The following is an 18,683-nucleotide window of genomic DNA, read 5'->3' on the forward strand; positions in this document are numbered from 1 at the left end:
TCTGTTTTGGGAACTATATGGAAAAAACAGGCACTTTTTTTCGGTTCAACGGGCATGTTATGGCACTTCTGATTTTGCTAGAATAAAGAAAATAGGAAAAAGTAAAAGGAGAGGAAGTGTACATATGAAAAAACGTCTGATCAGTCTGCTGCTCAGTGTGGCAGTTCTTACGACATCCGTTCCGGTGTCGACATTCGCTGATCCTTCTGCCGGACAGGAGCCGGCGGTCTCATCGGAGGAGAGTCAGGAGAGGGGAATTGACTATAAGAAAAACGGGGGAACTTTTCAGGAGAACTATCAGGCTCCTTCGGAATATCCGGCTGCTAAGCTGCCGGGAGCGGAAGACATCAGAAAACCGGGGTATGAATTCGGTGGATGGTACGACAACCCGGAATTGACCGGGAAAGCAGTTACCAGCCTGGATACGGGAGATTATGAGGGTAATGTAGTTCTGTATGCCAGATGGATCGAGCGGTATTATCAGGTGGATATTCCCAGTGAAGTATCTGTGGGACAGGATTCTTTTACCCTGAAGGCGAAGTCCGGAGGTTTTTATGAGAACGATCAGCTCAGTGTGGCGGTACATTCGGAAAATAACTGGAAGCTGAAGTCTGACAAACATGAGGTGAGCTATGAGCTTCGCGATAAGGATACCAACAAGATCGTGGAAAATGATGCGGTCATCGCCAACTTAAGTGCGGATACGAAGCAGACTAACAGAACGTTTGCTGCGGAACTGACCCAAAAAGCCAACTATACCGGTGATTACAGTGATCAGCTGAACTTTGATATTTCATTCAGGGAAACAGAATATACGATCCAGTATGTAACGGACGGAGGCATGGTTTACAGGGATAATCCAGATAAGCCGGGGGAAAGCATGGAGATCACCCAGCAGAAACTTCCGGCGGGAACCACGCTGAATGATCTGCCGCTGGCAGTCCGAAAATCCAGTACCTTTGTCGGCTGGTGTTACGACCGGGAATGTACGGATTATGTGGACAGTGAAGACAGACTTCTCGGTGATCTTACCGTATATGCAGCGTATACCGATACGCAGCCGATGGAGTCCGTCACCATGGATACATATGCCCGTGCCTATGATGTGGCAACGGATTTTGCCATCGGCATCACCAATACCGGGGATGCACTGGATGATACAGAGATTCTTGCGGCATGTAAGATTAAAAATGTCAGCGATCCATCGGAAGAGATCACGCTGGCAGTTACCCGGGGAGAGGACAATACCTGTACCGTCAGCAATCCGAAAGGTTGGCAGCCGGGCGCTTCCTACAAACTGACGCTGAAAAATGATCAGCTGTATTTTACCGGATTTGACAAAACGATCCGGGAATATGATTTTACGGTTTACCGGGAAGAGACAAAAAATGTGGAACTGAACCGGGAGATCCGGTATATCCATACACGGGAACTGAGTAACCTGACCGTCAACGGACAAGCGGCGGATTCCGTTTCCGTGGCAGTTATGACGGTAGGCATAGACGGTGAGATTCAGGGAGAGGGAAGCGATACGACCGGTTCCTTTACCTATACAAAGGATTTGTTACAGACGGGGGATATCGTCGGTGTCTATTCCGGCGATGTGATCCCATCCATGGATCTGGCAGCAGGTGACAACAGTGATGTCTCTTACTTTGAGATCACCGGATGCAACGGCAATCAGTACGAATACCGGGGAGCAAAGGCGGAAGATGTTTTATTTACGCCGGATGTATTTCCAATGGAAAAAAGCAAAGATCGGGATGGAGATCCTGACAACCATTCGGTTACCGTGGCAGTCAGTGAACTGACCTTCGGAGATGACGAGATGAGTCAGGCACTGAATCTGGATGAAAGTACCACCGTGGATCCGGGTGATTACCTGGCACTGTATACCGATCTGAACAGCGGAACGCCGGAGTACGGAGAGATCACAAAAGTAGAGCAGAGTGGTACGGATTATATCCTGGCATATCAGACGGTTTCTTTCGAAGAGATGCAGGCGGCTATGGATGTGTATCAGAAGGACCAGGTGGAAGGAGACGATCTGTTAGAAGAAACAGACCGGGAGAACCTGGAAGAACAGATTCAGGTTCAGGCGATGGAGAGCGGATTCGCACAGGATGTGGCGGACCGGATCGGTGCTGCGGCGATCGCTACAGATTCCTTTGAAGAACTGGAAGCCTCTCTGGAGGAAGAACTTGGCGCAGATGTTTCCGTGGAATATACAGAGGAAAATCAGAGTGACGAAACAGACGGAGAAAGTGCTTTGATCGGGGATGTCGCACCACAGAGTCAGCTGGAAAGCGACCGCCTGATTCCGAAAACCTATGCGAAAAAACCGGGAGGAACCGGCAGCAGCAAACCGATCGTGACAGTCAGCCTGGGAACGGTCAGAGCCAATCTCGGTACAACACTGAAACATTTTGACGGAGATGTCAGCGGCGTGCATCTGGCACTGGAGATTCCGGTGCTGGTAAATATCCAGCTGAATGCCAATGCAAATATCCAGATCACTGTAACTTCCACCTTCGAGCAGGAAGTCCGGGTGGATATTAATGTAGACGGAAAAGCGGTCTGGAAAGTATGGAAGATTTTCCCGTATATCGCAGATTATAAGGTGACAGCGTCGCTGGATCTGTATGAGTATACCGGCATTGCTCTGGATGTGAATTTTAAGACCGTGGAGGGCGAGGGCAGTTCCGGAGGTTCCAACAAAGGATCAAAACTGCGAAAAGGTGTCAATAAGATCGCCGGAGAGCTGAAGAGCATGATGGAAAACGGAGAAGAGTATATCACGGACAAGACGAAATTCTCCGGAAGCCTGGGCGATGAGGAAGAGGGAGAAGAAATCTCTGTTTCCAAGAGCCTGGCACAGCGGTACTCGGAACTTCTGGCAGATGAAGGCGACTGGGTGGAAATCTATAATCGCCTGCTGGTAGATAATCATTTCCGGGTACTGGCGATTATTGATATAGAAGTGAAACTGGAATTTGTGGTTTATGCCAATATGAACATTTCTATTGGAATGTCTTACTGGTATAAAAATGCAAAACGATACGTATTCTCTCTGAAGGTAATGGATCGGACCGCAACCAGCGATACGATTGACTTATGTGAAGAACAGTATGAACTGACTGCCTATGCGATGGGTATGCTGGGACTGAAAGCCGGTGTGCGGCTGACGGTAGCGGTGGGACTCCTTTCCACAAGACTGGCAAGTGTCGGTATCACGGCAGAGGTAGGCGGCTATGCACAGCTGTGGGGCTATCTCTACTACGAACTGAAGTACACCGCATCGAACGGCAGAACGACAAGAGCCATGGGAGCGATGTATCTGGAGCTTGGCATCTATCTGGAGATCAAATTCCTGGCACAGGCTCTGGCGAACTCCTTTACCTACAATCCGACCTTGTATGAAAATGAATGGCCGCTGTACACGGTGGGACATCTGGAAAATGTTCTGGACTTTGCCTATACACAGGCGGATGTCAAAGACATCAAGATGAAGCGGGATGTGAAAGCGGTACAGCTGTCGGATGAATATTTCCGGATGCAGTACATGGACATGAAAGAAGGTCTGGATGATGACGGAAATTACCGGGAGAAAATCTACGATGACAGCACAAAATACTTTAACATCGTCATGACCAATCCGGCATTCTCCTATGACCGGGACACCAATGTGATCTCCGTGGATCCGGGAACAGAACCGGAACAGGACGGCGAGATGATCATTACCTGGAAAAATCAGGAAGGAACCTTCAATACACAGCCACTGACCATAAAGATTCGGTTACACTGGGATAACCTGCGGGATGGCTACTATATTGCCTTTGACAGCCAAGGCGGCTCCTATGTGGATACCATCATGGGCAAATACAATTCCGATATCGAAAAACCGGAAGATCCGGTGAGAACCGGTTACCGGTTTGCGGGATGGTACGAAGATGAAGAACTGACAACACCATATACGATCCCTGCAAAGATGCCGAACAAAGAGCGAATGGTTTATGCAAAATGGGAAGCAGAAGATGTGGGCTATCAGGTGGTTGAATATCTGGAAGGAACCAACGGTGTCTATGAGGCACAGGATCCGATCAGTTACAGCGGACTGACCGACACGGAAGTGACACCGAAACCTGCAGAACACGAAGGATACGAAACACCGAAGGAAAAGACCGAGACGGTACGGGCAGACGGAACAACCGTGGTCAAATATTATTATCCACGAGCAGAGTATCATCTTACCTTCCTGATGGAAGAAAACGGAGAGACGGTCGCAAGTGATGACTATCGCTATGGAACCTTCCTGACGGCTCCGGCAGTGTACCGGCCGGGATATGAATTCCAGGGCTGGTCCCCGGAAGTACCGGAGAGTGTGCCGGCAGGAGATATGACCTATACCGCAACATGGAAAGCTTCCGACGGTATCCCGTACGCAGTGAGGTACTACGTGGAAGAACCGGAAGAAGGCGGATATACCTTAAGTGAGATCAAAACCATGACCGGAACCACCGGTGAGACGGTCACCGCGCCGGAAGGTGATTACAGTTCCGTGGTCTACCACCGGAAAGGCGAGCTTGCCAGCGGGGAAGTAAAAGCAGACGGAAGTCTGGTGCTGAAGGTTTATTATGATCTGAACACTTATACACTGACGTATGATGCGAAAGGTGGAACGTTAGACGAAACGACTCTGACAGCAAGACCGGGAGAGAGAATCGGCGTTCCGGTACCGGTGAGAGAAGGCTATACCTTTGAGGGCTGGTATCTGGATGAAGAGTATCAGCAGTCCTTTGGCGAGACGATGCCGGATCACGATCTTACGGTTTATGCAAAATGGGAACAGCAGACGGTCAATTATACGGTAAGACACTACCAGGAAAAACTCTGGAGCATTACCGGATATGAAGAGATTCCTTATGGACGGGAATTTGATGCGAAAAACTATGAACTGACAGAGGAAGAATCCTTTGCTGCACATGCAGGCGACAGCGTAACGCCGGAAGTGAAATCGTATACCGGATTCAGCGCACCGGAAAAACAGACGGTGGAAGTTCTTGGTGACGGAAGCCTTGTGGTAAATTATTATTACACAAGAAATACCGGCCTGCTTCTTCTGGAAGTGACTGGAAATCCAGACGGAAAAGAATTTGCCCGGGTTCAGTATGTACCATATGGCACGCCGATCGGCGAGATAGAAGCGGTAGTAGAAAGACAGAACGATCGGGCAGGATATACTTTCGAAGGCTGGTATACAGACGGTAACCATCAGAATCCTTTTGACGGTATCATGCCGGCAGTGGATGTGAACACAGAGGAACCGGATGATTGGAACGATGGCTTTAAAATCTATGGAAAATGGACACCGGTTCCGAGTGAGTACCGCGTGGAACATTACCAGCAGAATCCATTCGATCCGAGTTCGTATATCCTGGTGGAAGAAGAGACAAAGACAGCCCTGACGGATACCGAGGTGACACCGGAAGTGAAATCTTATCCGGGATTCCAGTCTCCTCAGGCGCAGAACTTATGGGTGACCGGTGATGGTGGGGCTTGCAAGCAGTACTACTATCACAGAAACAGCTACCCGGTTACTTATGTGAAAAACAACGGGGAAGCCGATGGGACAGCAGATGTCATGTATGGAGCAGCCATTTCGGAGGTTCCGAAATACTCCGGACATGCATTTGCCGGCTGGTATGAAGACGCAGCCCTGACGGTTTCCTTTGAAGGAAAAACCATGCCGATGCACGCAATGACGCTGTATGCGAAGTGGGAGCCTGGAAAGAAGACCTATCAGGTGATCCATCAGTTACAGAGCGCAGACGGATCGGATACCTGGGAGACGGCAGAGACAGAAACCTTTACCGGAACAGCCGGAGATTCGGTGGAACCGGAAGTAAAGGCGTATGCTGGATTTACCGCACCGGAAAAACAGAGCTGTACGCTGACCGTTTCCGATGATCCGGATACCATCACCTACCGCTACCAGCGTAATTCCTATCAGGTAACCATGGTGACAAATAACGGAGATCCGGCGACCGAAAAGACATATCTTTACGGAATCCGGGTGGAAGAGATGCCGGAACGGGCAGGCTATTCCTTCGACGGCTGGTATCAGGATGCAGGTCTTACGAAAGTATTTGACGGAACAGTTCCGGCCCAAAACAGTACGATTTACGCAAAATGGGAACCGAGAGCAACGTATTACTGGGTAAAATACAGCCTGCAGAACGCAAATGATGACGGCTATACGGTTGCATCCATGGAATCTCTGTTAGGCAGGACGGAAGATGTGATTACACCGGAAGTACGGAAGTTCGAAGGATACGTATCTCCACAGCCACAGACCGGACAGATCGAAGGCGGAAAGGTACTGGTGCTCGAGTATCTGTATGAACGTGAAGTACATACCTTACAGCTGGAAAATAATGACGGAACGGAACCAAAACAGCTGCAGATGAAACAGGGCGCAGCGATTCCGGCACCATCCATGCGGAAAGGTTATACTTTCATGGGCTGGTGTACAGACAGCACATTACAGAATGCGTATACCGGAAATATGCCGAATGAAGATATGACGCTGTATGCAAAATGGGAAGCAAATACAAGAACCTACACAGTAAAACATTATCTGCAGAAAGCAGAAGGAGACGGTTACCAGTGGGTGGCAACACAGAACCCGAAGGGCAAGACGGATGAAACGGTAACGCCGCCGGTCAATACAACCTATGGCGATGAATATGAATTACCGGAACCGCAGACCGTAACCATTTCTGCGGAAAAGCAGACAGTGGTAACCTACTATTACAAACGAAAAGTACACAAACTGACCTTTGAACCGGAAAACGGAGAGAAGACACAGACTGTGGAAGGTCGTGTCGGTGCCACACTCAATGTGAAACAGCCGGTTCGAAAAGGATACACCTTCACAGGCTGGACACCGGAACTTCCGGAGAAGATCCCGAATGAGGATGTAACCTATCAGGCACAGTGGAGGAAGAACAACTATCTGGTGCAGTTTGTGAGTGAGGGAACGGTACTCAAGGAATATACACTTTCTTATGGGGATGCGATTCCGGCTCAGGAGGAACCGACCAGAGAAGGATATACGTTCGTAAGCTGGGATAAAAACGTACCGGATACCGTATCCGATGAAAATGTGAAAAACGGAAAACTGGTCTTTAAGGCAGTATGGAAAGAAATAGCATATACCATCAGCTATAATCTGGCAGGAGGAAGCCTTCCGACCGGAAAGACCAATCCGACAACATTCACCATCAACAGCAAACCGATGGATCTGGTACAGCCAAAACGGGAAGGCTATACGTTTGAAGGATGGTCAGGAACCGATATCAAAGAAAAAGATACACAGGTTACGATTACCGCCCGCCCGTTGAAAGACAGAACCTATACGGCAAACTGGAAAGAAAATTCCTATACGATCGTTTTCAATGTAGAAGGTGAAGTAACAAGGGGAGAGATGAAAAATATCCCGCTGCGTTACACACAGGAAACCACGATACCGAAAAACGGATATGTGTGCGGAGGTTATAAGTTTGTCGGATGGAGAACCGGTGGAAAGAAAAGTGAGCAAAAAGTATATCAGCCGGGAGACAAAGTCAGCAGACTTTGTGCGACCAATAATGGAACGGTCAACCTGTACCCGATCTGGGAACCGTGCGAATATACGATTACGTTTGACTATCAGACCGGTAATAAACGGGAGAAAGTAACATGCAAATATAAAGAAACATATACGCTCCCGACCGTAAACAGACTCGGATGGACCTTCGAAGGCTGGAGCCGGTCCGCGGGTTCGACAAATGTGATCAGCTATGCACCGAATGTTAAAACGGCTGTATTTGAGGATGAAAAGGATTTTACTTTATATGCGGTATACAAACCGATAACTTCAGCTGTTTTTACGGGACAGACGGAACACAAATACTTTATCACGGATGAACATGAACTGACTATTTTTACTTTCTTTATCCAGGGGGACAGAAAGGTTGTAACAACCGATGATTATGGACTTTATCCATCCTGGTATAATTTGTATCTGCCGGATATCTCCATGGATGCAGCACGCCTGTATCAGAAGATGAAGATAAAAGTCAGCTATAAGATTGATGAGGAAGAAGATGGATGGGCAGATCTGAGATTAAGTTATCAGTTACAGGATGGCACATATTATGACAACACAGAAACGCGGGCAAATGATATTGGAAAATGTGATGGAGAAACGGTATCGCATACATTTGAAATTACCCGTAAAAATGGAGTGGATTTAAATTATTTCATGTTGGTATTTGATGCACATGGAAAAAACGCAGATGAATACTACATGAGCAATCTGAAAGTAGAAGTGGATCTGGAATAATGCGTAAGGGGGAAGAAGATTGAAAAATAACAGAAGAAAGATAGGAATCGGAATCGCCGTGTGCGCATGCATTCTGCTGATCGGAGCCGGTCTGTATCTGATGAGAAACAACAAACAGGAAACACAGGAATCTCCGGATTCGGCCTTTGTGCCGGATCTGGACCCTGACGCTTCCACGCAGGAGGCAAAGGAGAGTGATCCGCCGGAGGGCATCCGGATCCCGGGATATCCGTCGATCACCATTCCGGCAGATACGAAAGATGTAACGGTAAATCTGATGAATCCGGAAGGAAATCCGTGTTATTTTACCTTTACACTGGTACTGAAAGATACCGATGAGACAATCTATCAGTCCAAAATGGTAGAACCGGGAAAAGCGATCACACAGATCACACTGTCCAAAGAACTGTCCGCCGGGGAATATCCTGCGATACTGAAGATCAGTACCGCGGCACTCGATGACGGACGGGCGATGAACGGTGCCAATGTGGAAACCGTATTGAAAGTACAGTAAGGGGGGGAGAAACATGAAGAAAAAAAGAGCAGTTGCAGGGGGCTTGCTGCTTGTTTTAGGGATCGCACAGAGCGTATCAGCAGGAACCACGACCGTAACGTATCATGTGGATCCGTCCTATATGGTGCTGGTTCCGGCAAACACCACGATTCCATTTAACGAAGAATCGGTAAACTACGGGAAAATCCGTGTCGAAGAAGCACAGATCGAAGAAGGAAAATGCATCCAGGTGGAGCTGATCTCGGACAAAAAACTGAAAAATCAGAGTGGAAAAGAAGGGGAGATCCCCTATGAGATTCTGGCGGACACGACAGCATTTACAAAAGCCCGTTATACCACGGCAGGGGAAGAGACGGTGCTTGGTATCACGATCGACAGAGAATCCTGGAAAAAGGCACCGTCAGGCTCCTATGCGGATACGGTTACTTTTCAGATATCCTATGTGGATGCGACAGATTAGAGCAGGAGGATGGACAGATGAAAAAGGCAGCAATTATTCTGATGGGGATTTGCCTGTGCCTCTCCATACCCGTTGCGGCAGAGGCTGCGCAGACAGGTACTTCGTCCGTTACGCAGCAAAGCACCATCAACACGACAGTACCGGATACCCACATGGTCACGATACGATCCGAACATGCGCAGGTGAGCTATCAGCATGAGGAGGGTGACGATGAGGAAACACAGGAGACGGTGACTTACGCGGTGGAGCGCTTTTCCAGCCCGCAGTTTCAGATCCAGCCGAAAAAAGGATGGAAGATCACAGCAGTGCTGGTAAATGGAGAGGATGTGACGGATCAGCTGAAAGACGGGATGCTGACACTTCCGGAAGTCTATGAGGATCAGCAGATTGTCGTGGAGACGGAAGAGAGCACAGAGGATGACAAAAAAGATGATGAAAATACCGGAGGCGGCGATCAGAATGAGACGAAACCGACCGATACCAAAAATAACGGAACTTCCGGAAACGGCAATTCCGGAACCAAAACGGATGGATCAACGGGCAACGGTCAGGGAACAAAGTCGAATCTGACAGGGACGACAAACGGAACCGCAGCGGCAAAGACGGCAGATCTGCAAAAGAATGTAATGTATTTCATGGCAACAGTTGCGTCCGCGATCGTGCTGTTTGCGCTGGCGGATAACCGGAAAAAAAGAAAACACAGAGAATAGATAAGCAGACAAAAAGAGAAGCAAAAAGGGCAGATAAACCACAAAATCGGTTTACCTGCCCTTGCTTTTTATCAGGAACGATTTGCCCCGCCGGCGTGTACCACCCGTTTTTCCAACAGATTGACTGCCTGATAGAGAAGCATGGCGATGATACACAGTAAGATGATCGACAGGATCATCCAGTCGAGTTTGAAGATCTGGCTGCTGTAGATGATAAGAAATCCCAGTCCCTGTTTTGCTCCAATGAATTCACCGATCACCACACCGACCAGACAGAGACCGATATTGACCTTCATAACACTCAGAAGATAAGGAACCGAAGAGGGCAGTGCCACACGCAGCAATTCGTCTTTGCGTTTTCCGCCGAGCGTGCGAATGAGTTTCAGTGAATCGGGATCGATTTCCGTAAAACTGGTATAGAGATTCAGGATGGAGCCGAAGATCGCCACAGAGATCCCGGCAAGGATGATCGTCTTATAATTTGCACCGAGCCATACGATCAGCAGAGGAGCCAGTGCCGACTTCGGAAGGCTGTTCAAAACCACAAGGTAAGGCTCCAGGATCGCAGCAAGCCGTGGACAGAGCCAGAGGAGGACGGAGAAAAAGAGACTGAAACCTACGACAAGAAAGAAACTGGCAAGTGTCTCGAACACGGTGATCCCGATATGGGAGAGCAGATGATTGGTCAGAAGCAGCGCCCGGAAGGCAAGACAGACCTGGCTGGGACTTCCGAAGATAAAAGAATCAATCAGTCCAAGCCGTGCACTGATCTCCCAGACGATCAGAAAAACCAGAAAGACAGCGATCCGCATCAGACGGATAAACTGCTGTCTTTTTTTATGCTTCTGTAAAAAGGAACGTTGCGCGGATGAATCAGGCATCATGGTTTAACTCCTTCCAGATCTGTTGAAAATACTGTTTGAATTCGGGCGCATTTCGCATCTGCATCGGGGCGCGGTCGGCAAGGGTGGTGAGAATGGGGATCTCGCACCGGACGCAAGCAGGGGCTTTTGAGAGGATGATCACCCGGTCAGACATGCTGATCGCCTCGGAGATATCGTGGGTGACCAAAAGTGCTGTGTTCCCTTCTTTTTGCAGGATTTTCCAGATATCGTCGCTGACGGAAAGTCTGGTCTGATAGTCGAGTGCACTGAAGGGTTCATCGAGAAGCAGAAGCGAAGGTTCCAGTGCAAGGGTACGGATCAGGGCAGCGCGCTGCCGCATCCCGCCGGAAAGCTGCGAAGGATGAGACGAACGGAAGTTCCAGAGACCGTACTCCTGTAAGAGACGGTCCACATGTGCGGCCGCTTTTTTACTTTTCTTCTTCTGAATCTCAAGACCGAGCAGGACATTTTCATAGATGGTCAGCCATTCGAAAAGGTGATCTTTCTGCAGCATATATCCGATAGAGAGAACGGAATGTTCCCGTGGAAGTCCCTGCAAGGTGATCTGTCCCTGTTCCGGTGTCAGAAGTCCGGCGATCAGATTCAGAACGGTACTTTTCCCGCATCCGCTGGGACCCACCAGGGAGACAAACTCGCCTTCCTGAATCGAAAAACTGATTTGTGAGAGTGCCGGGATCTCTCCGGCAAGTGTGTGATACGAAAGTCCGACATGATCCAGTTCCAGTAAAGCCGGCATAGAATAATCCTCCGTGTGTTTATAGTTTATTATATGAGAAAGCCGGCGGATGGCTATATATTAAGATTTACTTACGAAAGTGTAAGATTTGCGAAAATCAGTTGTGAAGGTGTCGTAAAATGTTATAATAAAGTCCTGACGAAAGGAAAAGAATATGATAATATGGAAAAAAATAAGAACCGGTGAGTGGATTCCCTGGACATATCTGCTGATGCTGGTATTTGATTTGGTGTATAATTCCCTGGTTTACTGCGGGGGACAATGGGTGGGAACCCATACAAAAGCGTGGAATATTGAGACTTCTCTGGATCAGCAGATTCCCGTGATTCCCTGGTTTGTGGGAATCTACCTCTCATTTTTCCTGTTTTGCACCGTGAACTTTCTGGTGATGGGTTACTTTGAAAAGAAAAAAGCCTGTCTGTTTTTATGTGCGGAACTTCTGGCAAAGACGGTATGCGGGATCTTTTATCTGTGTTTTCCGACCACGAATCTTCGCCCGGAGATCGTGGGAACAGATTTCTGGAGCCAGGCGCTTGTCGGGCTGTATCAGATGGATGCGGCGGTCAATCTGTTTCCGTCGATTCACTGCATGGACAGCTGGTTTTGTGTGGTGGTGATTCGGAATATCCGAAACGTACCGGGATGGCATCGTGTGATCACATGGATCTGGGCGGTGGCGATCTGTGCCTCCACCTTATTTACCAAACAGCATGGAATCCTGGATGTGGCGGCAGGAATTGCACTTGCAGAAATTTGTTATGCGTGTGTGGTGCGCTGGAAGAAAACGGAGCGGTTCCGTCAGTGGATGGAGAAAAAACTGGCATGAAAAATAAGAAAAAAATCATAGGAAACGGTATTTTCCTGTTTCTAGTTCTCGGTCTTACCCTGTACGGTGTCTTTCACGGAGAAGATCTGGGGCTGATCTGGGAAAATCTCAAAAAAGCAGATATCCGTTATCTCTTCCCGGCGGTTATCTGTGTGGTATTTTTTATCTGGGGAGAGTCGATCATCATTCATTATCTGCTCTATACGTTGCAGATCCGGCTGAAAAAATGGAAGTGTTTCCTGATTTCTTCCGTAGGTTTCTTTTTTAGCTGCATCACACCGTCGGCAAGCGGCGGACAGCCGATGCAGATGGTGTATCTGAAAAAAGAAAAGATTCCGATCTCGATATCCTCGGTGGTGCTGATGATCGTAACGATCACCTATAAACTGGTACTGGTGCTGCTTGGACTGTTTGTGCTGTTCTTTCAGCCGCGGATCAAGGATACCTATATGCAGGATGTGATGCCGGTGATGTGGCTTGGTCTGTGGTTAAATGTGTTCTGTGTGGCATTTATGCTGCTGCTGACCTTTCACCCGCAGCTGATGCGCCAGATTCTGGTCAAAGGACATGAACTGCTTGTAAAAATGCATATCCTGAAAAAGAAGACCTCCCGTCTGGAAAAACTGGAAAATGCCATGGACGAATATCAGAAGACAGCAGAATATCTGAAAAATCATCCGGGCGTGGTAGGCATCGTGTTTCTGATCACCTGTCTGCAGCGTGTTGCATTGTTTTTTGTAACATATTTTGTTTATCGATCTTTTGGTTTACATCAGTACAGTATGTATGATATTGTAGTACTTCAGGGTATGATTTCCGTGGCTGTGGATATGCTTCCGCTGCCCGGAGGTATGGGAATCTCAGAAAAGCTGTTTTCCATGCTGTTTACAGGGATTTTCGGGCAGGTAAAGGTTCTGGCGGGACTGATCCTGAGCCGTGGACTGAGTTATTACACAGAGCTATTGATCAGTGCAGTCATGACTGTAGCTGCGCAGCTGTTTCTTGGTAATGAAAAAGAACACAGAGAAAAGATCAGCGAAAAGCTGAAAACGATACAGGAAAAGGGAAAAGGATACGAAAGAAAGAGGGGGAACTCATGATAAGTTTTATTGGTTATTACAATTACACGGTGATTCTGACGTATATCAGTCTGTTTTGTTCCATCGCGGGGATGTTGTTTACTGTGAACGGGTGGTATAAAATGGCAGTGTTGTGCCTGGCTCTTTCGGGACTGTGTGACATGTTTGACGGAAAAATCGCCAGAAGAAAGACAGACCGTACGGATGATGAAAAATGTTTTGGTATTCAGATCGATTCCCTGTGTGACATGGTCTGCTTTGGAGCATTTCCGATTCTGCTGGCCTACAGCCTTGGTATGAGAGGACCGATTGGTATCGTGATCCTTGCATGGTACGGAATGAATGGTGTGGTCCGTCTCGGTTACTTTAATGTCTGTGAGACAAAACGTCAGGAAGAGACGGAGGAAGTGAGAAAATATTACAGCGGTCTGCCGATCACATCGATCGCTGTCGTGCTGCCGCTGGTGTTTGTGCTGCATACGGTGCTGAGGAACCATTTTGCAGTGGCACTTCATGTGGCTATGTTTGTTGTCGGTACGCTGTTTGTGACGAATATCCAGGTGAAAAAACCCAGGAATTCCACACTGGCAGTCCTGGTCGGCGTTGTTGCCCTGGCAATCTTAAAAATCTTTCATGTTTTTTAGTTTTTAATAATGATGAACAAAAGCCGAAATGTATTACGGAGTATTGCAGATGACATACGACAACATTTTGGCTTGTGTTTTATACATGTTTTTTCGAAAAGTCAGGTACAGAATAATTCTGAGAACATATATGTAAAAGGGAGAGAGCATATGAAATACGCAGATCGATACGGAAATCGCTGGGAAGAGACCGGATTGCAGGATCGTTTTCTGGAAAAATTATATAAAAGCGTACCGGGGCGTGCGGTGGTAAAAGTGCTGGTACATCCGTGGGTTTCCGGAATGGGTGGCTGGATATTGAGCCAGAAAGCATCCTGCTGGCTGATCCCGTTATTCTTAAAAGGACATTCGATGGATCAGTCCGGCTGGGTCAAACGAAGATTTACCTCCTATAATGATTTTTTTATGAGAAAGCTGAAATCGGGACAACGTCCGGTGGAAGAAGATACGGCGCGGATCATCAGTCCCTGTGATGCCAAACTTACCGTCTGTCCGATCACGGAGTACGGGATCATGAAGATCAAGCATACGCCGTATACGGTAAAAGAACTGTTAAAGAGTGAAAAACTGGCTCGTGCCTATGAAGGCGGCTATGGATTCGTTTACCGCTTGACAGTGGACGACTATCACAGGTATATTTATACAGAAACCGGAAAAAAATCCGGCAACTATAAGATACCCGGAATCTTCCATACGGTTAACCCGATTGCAAACGATCAGGAGCCGATCTATAAGGAAAATACCAGAGAGTTCTGCCTGATCAGGACAACCGATGCAGGAACCGTCCTGCAGATGGAAGTCGGCGCGCTGATGGTCGGAAAGATCGAGAATGATCAGGAAGAAGCGTTTGTACACCGGGGCGAAGAAAAGGGAAGATTTGCATTTGGCGGATCCACGATCGTGGTGCTTTACCAGCGGGGACGGGTACATCCGGATGAAGATCTTCTGAAAAACAGCCGAGATGGTTACGAGACAAAAGTAACCCAGGGAGAGGCTGTGGGAGATAAGGTGAAACGATGCAGAAAATAAATTATCAGAAATTAATGGAAAATGAAATCGCACACAACAGGCAGGAGCAGAAAGTTCCTGCCTTGCTTTTACACAGCTGTTGCGCGCCGTGCAGCAGTTACTGTCTGGAGACACTGAGTGAGGACTTTGCGATCACGGTGTTTTATTACAATCCCAACATTTATCCGGAAGAAGAATACTGGAAAAGGGTGAGAGAACAGGAGCGGTTTATCGGTCTTCTGCCTGCGAAACATAAAATCTCTTTTCTGGAAGGCAACTATGAAAAAGAACGGTTTTATGAGACAGTAAAAGGCATGGAGAAGATCCCGGAGGGCGGAGAGCGGTGCTTTGCCTGTTACCGCCTGCGGCTGTCGGAGGCAATCAAAGAGGCCGAGAAGGGTGGATTTGACTATGTGACGACCACGCTGACGATCAGTCCGATGAAAAATGCACAGAAATTAAATGAGATCGGAGAAGAACTGTGCCGGGATACAAAAGTGGCGTGGCTGCCGTCGGATTTTAAGAAGAAAAACGGGTACAAACGATCCACAGAACTGTCAAAAGAATACGGGATGTACCGGCAGGATTACTGCGGATGTGTGTTCTCGATGCGGGAGCGTGAAGAGCAAAAAGCCCGGATCGAGCAGGAAATCTTGCAGAATAACGGAATATAAAAAGCGACTTGCGCCGACACAGGATTAATGATAGAATGATTTCAGACTTTACTATGAGAAAGTAAATGGCAGTGAATCCGCTGATTCCCGGATAATTTAAGAGAGGAACAGGAAAAGAAGTCTGCCGGAAAATACAGGGAAGAGAGGAAACAATATGGCACAGTTATGGGGAGGCCGTTTTACAAAAGAAACGGACAAACTTGTATATAATTTTAACGCATCCATCGGATTCGATCAGAAGTTTTTCCATCAGGATGTACAGGGAAGCAAAGCACATGTGACGATGCTTGCAAAACAGGGGATTCTGACGGAAGAGGAAAAAAATCAGATCATCGCCGGACTGGACAGTATCGTGGCGGATGTGGATGCCGGTAAACTGGAGATCACCAGTGAGTACGAAGATATCCACAGTTTTGTGGAGGCAAATCTGATCGACCGGATCGGTGACGCAGGTAAGAAACTGCACACCGGACGAAGCAGAAATGATCAGGTAGCGCTGGATATGAAACTGTATGTCAGAGACGAGATCAAAGAACTGGATGAACTGGTGAAGAAGCTGCTGGTGACACTGAATAAGATCATGGAAGAAAACCTGCATACCTATATGCCGGGATTTACCCATCTGCAGAAAGCGCAGCCGATCACGCTGGCTCACCACATGGGTGCTTACTTTGAGATGTTCCGCAGAGACAGAAGCCGTCTGGCAGACATTTACGCCAGAATGAACTATTGCCCACTGGGAAGCGGAGCGCTTGCAGGAACCACCTATCCGCTGGATCGTGCCTACAGTGCCGAACTGATGGGATTTGCCGGTCCTACGATGAACAGTATGGATTCCGTAGCAGACAGAGATTATGTGATCGAACTGTTATCTGCCATGTCCACGATCATGATGCATCTGAGCCGTTTTTCCGAGGAAATCATCATCTGGAACTCCAACGAGTATCAGTTTGTGGAGATTGATGATGCCTACAGCACCGGAAGCAGCATCATGCCGCAGAAGAAAAACCCGGATATCGCCGAGCTGGTAAGAGGAAAGACCGGTCGTGTCTATGGCGCACTGATGTCCATTCTGACAACCATGAAGGGAATCCCGCTGGCATATAATAAAGACATGCAGGAAGATAAAGAACTGACCTTTGACGCCATCGATACCGTAAAGGGATGTCTGGCTCTGTTTGAGGGTATGGTTTCCACAATGAAGTTCCGGAATGATGTAATGGAAAACAGCGCAAAACACGGATTTACCAACGCCACCGATGCGGCAGATTATCTGGTAAACCACGGCGTACCGTTCCGTGACGCACACGGTATTGTTGGACGTCTGGTACTGTATTGTCTGGATAAGAAAATCTCACTGGATGAGATGAGCCTGGAAGAATACAAAGCCATCAGTCCGGTATTTGAAGAGGATATTTACGAAGCCATCAGCATCAAGACTTGCGTGGAAAAACGTATGACGATCGGTGCTCCGGGACCGGATGCGATGGCGAAAGTCGTAGAGTGGAATAAAAAATATCTGGAAGAAAACTAAAAAAGTGTTGATTTTTTCAAAAAACTGGTATAGTATTACCAAGTAAATACAAATGTACGCGAGAGAAATACAAAAAGTAACGGTTGTGCATTGAGTAAGAAGAATGAGGAGTGAAATCACAATGAGCAGCAAATTAAGAGTAGGTATTTTAGGAGCAACAGGAATGGTAGGACAGAGATTCATCTCTCTGCTGGAAAATCATCCGTGGTTTGAAGTAGTAACCGTAGCAGCATCCCCGAGAAGTGCAGGAAAAACATATGAAGAAGCCGTAGGCGGACGCTGGAAAATGGACACTCCGATGCCGGAAGCTGTAAAGAAACTGGTAGTTATGAATGTAAACGAAGTGGAGAAAGTAGCTTCCACCGTTGATTTTGTATTTTCCGCAGTTGATATGTCCAAAGAGGAAATCAAAGCGATCGAAGAAGAATATGCAAAAACGGAGACGCCGGTTGTATCCAACAACAGTGCCCACAGATGGACACCGGATGTACCGATGGTAGTGCCGGAGATCAATCCGGAACACTTTGAAGTTATCGAATCTCAGAAAAAACGTCTGGGAACTACCCGTGGATTTATCGCTGTAAAACCGAACTGCTCCATCCAGAGCTACGCACCGGTTCTGACCGCTTGGAAAGAGTTCGAGCCATATGAAGTGGTTGCTACTACATATCAGGCGATTTCCGGAGCAGGTAAAACATTCAAAGACTGGCCGGAGATGGTAGAAAACATCATCCCGTATATCGGTGGAGAAGAAGAAAAGAGCGAACAGGAACCGCTTCGTATCTGGGGTAAAGTAGAAAACGGCCAGATCGTAAAAGCTACCGAGCCGGTGATCACCTGCCAGTGTATCCGTGTTCCGGTTCTGAACGGACATACCGCAGCAGTCTTTGTAAAATTCAGAAAGAATCCTACCAAAGAACAGCTGATCGAAAAACTGGTGAACTTCAAAGGATTCCCACAGGAAGCAGAACTTCCGAGTGCTCCGAAGCAGTTTATCCAGTATCTGGAAGAAGATAACCGTCCACAGGTAAAACTGGATGTCAACTTTGAAAACGGTATGGGAATCAGCGTAGGACGTCTGAGAGAAGACACCGTATACGACTGGAAATTCGTAGGTCTGTCCCACAACACCGTAAGAGGAGCTGCAGGCGGCGCTGTTCTGTGTGCAGAGACTCTGAAAGCAAAAGGATATATTCAGGCAAAATAA

At 47.7% G+C, this 18,683-nt stretch carries 13 protein-coding genes; 11 read left to right on the plus strand and 2 right to left on the minus strand.

Translation table 11 applies throughout. The features are described 5' to 3' along the window. The first annotated feature begins 124 nt into the window (after nucleotides 1-124). From ETP43_RS06195 to ETP43_RS06210, 4 genes are read left to right on the plus strand one after another with little or no spacing between them, the layout of a single operon-like run. The gene (locus ETP43_RS06195; protein WP_129257409.1) at nucleotides 125-8,386 is read left to right on the plus strand and encodes an InlB B-repeat-containing protein; all 8,262 of its coding nucleotides are present in this window, start codon (nucleotides 125-127) and stop codon (nucleotides 8,384-8,386) included. A gap of 19 nt (nucleotides 8,387-8,405) precedes the next feature. After that, on the plus strand, nucleotides 8,406-8,900 hold the full coding sequence (locus ETP43_RS06200) for a hypothetical protein (RefSeq protein ID WP_129257410.1): 495 nt from the start codon (nucleotides 8,406-8,408) through the stop codon (nucleotides 8,898-8,900). A gap of 13 nt (nucleotides 8,901-8,913) precedes the next feature. Further along, nucleotides 8,914-9,360 carry a hypothetical protein gene (locus ETP43_RS06205; protein WP_022171200.1) on the plus strand — a complete coding sequence of 149 codons (447 nt, stop codon included), beginning with the start codon at nucleotides 8,914-8,916 and terminating at the stop codon, nucleotides 9,358-9,360. 17 nt (nucleotides 9,361-9,377) lie between these two features. Then, nucleotides 9,378-10,070: a hypothetical protein gene (locus tag ETP43_RS06210; RefSeq protein ID WP_129257411.1), complete on the plus strand. Its 693-nt coding sequence runs from the start codon at nucleotides 9,378-9,380 to the stop codon at nucleotides 10,068-10,070. 71 nt (nucleotides 10,071-10,141) lie between these two features. Here the strand turns inward: ETP43_RS06210 and ETP43_RS06215 are convergent, their stop codons facing one another. Continuing rightward, nucleotides 10,142-10,954: an ABC transporter permease gene (locus tag ETP43_RS06215; protein WP_243114201.1), complete on the minus strand. Its 813-nt coding sequence runs from the start codon at nucleotides 10,952-10,954 to the stop codon at nucleotides 10,142-10,144. Next, the gene (locus ETP43_RS06220; protein WP_129257412.1) at nucleotides 10,944-11,711 is read right to left on the minus strand and encodes an ABC transporter ATP-binding protein; all 768 of its coding nucleotides are present in this window, start codon (nucleotides 11,709-11,711) and stop codon (nucleotides 10,944-10,946) included. The genes ETP43_RS06215 and ETP43_RS06220 overlap by 11 nt, the downstream gene beginning before the upstream one ends. 154 nt (nucleotides 11,712-11,865) lie before the next feature. Here ETP43_RS06220 and ETP43_RS06225 point away from each other — a divergent pair, with 154 nt between their 5' ends. From ETP43_RS06225 to asd, 7 genes are all read left to right on the plus strand, one after another. After that, nucleotides 11,866-12,537, plus strand: a complete 672-nt coding sequence (locus tag ETP43_RS06225; protein ID WP_129257413.1) for a phosphatase PAP2 family protein — start codon at nucleotides 11,866-11,868, stop codon at nucleotides 12,535-12,537. After that, nucleotides 12,534-13,637, plus strand: coding sequence for a lysylphosphatidylglycerol synthase transmembrane domain-containing protein (locus ETP43_RS06230; RefSeq protein WP_129257414.1), 1,104 nt, complete (start codon nucleotides 12,534-12,536; stop codon nucleotides 13,635-13,637). Before ETP43_RS06225 ends, ETP43_RS06230 begins: the two co-directional genes overlap by 4 nt. Then, nucleotides 13,634-14,260 (plus strand): CDP-alcohol phosphatidyltransferase family protein, encoded by a 627-nt coding sequence (locus ETP43_RS06235; RefSeq protein ID WP_129257415.1) that lies wholly within the window; start codon nucleotides 13,634-13,636, stop codon nucleotides 14,258-14,260. Before ETP43_RS06230 ends, ETP43_RS06235 begins: the two co-directional genes overlap by 4 nt. Before the next feature lie 150 nt (nucleotides 14,261-14,410). After that, a complete protein-coding gene (locus ETP43_RS06240) occupies nucleotides 14,411-15,289 on the plus strand; it encodes a phosphatidylserine decarboxylase (protein WP_129257416.1) in 879 nt (292 codons plus the stop codon). After that, a complete protein-coding gene (locus tag ETP43_RS06245; RefSeq protein WP_129257417.1) occupies nucleotides 15,277-15,942 on the plus strand; it encodes an epoxyqueuosine reductase QueH in 666 nt (221 codons plus the stop codon). Before ETP43_RS06240 ends, ETP43_RS06245 begins: the two co-directional genes overlap by 13 nt. Nucleotides 15,943-16,096: 154 nt before the next feature. Beyond that, complete coding sequence (gene argH, locus ETP43_RS06250) at nucleotides 16,097-17,476, plus strand: argininosuccinate lyase (protein ID WP_106492623.1); 1,380 nt, start codon at nucleotides 16,097-16,099, stop codon at nucleotides 17,474-17,476. A gap of 121 nt (nucleotides 17,477-17,597) precedes the next feature. Next, a complete protein-coding gene (gene asd, locus ETP43_RS06255) occupies nucleotides 17,598-18,683 on the plus strand; it encodes an aspartate-semialdehyde dehydrogenase (protein ID WP_129257418.1) in 1,086 nt (361 codons plus the stop codon).

This window comes from Blautia faecicola, from assembly GCF_004123145.1.
GTDB classification, from domain to species: domain Bacteria; phylum Bacillota; class Clostridia; order Lachnospirales; family Lachnospiraceae; genus Oliverpabstia; species Oliverpabstia faecicola.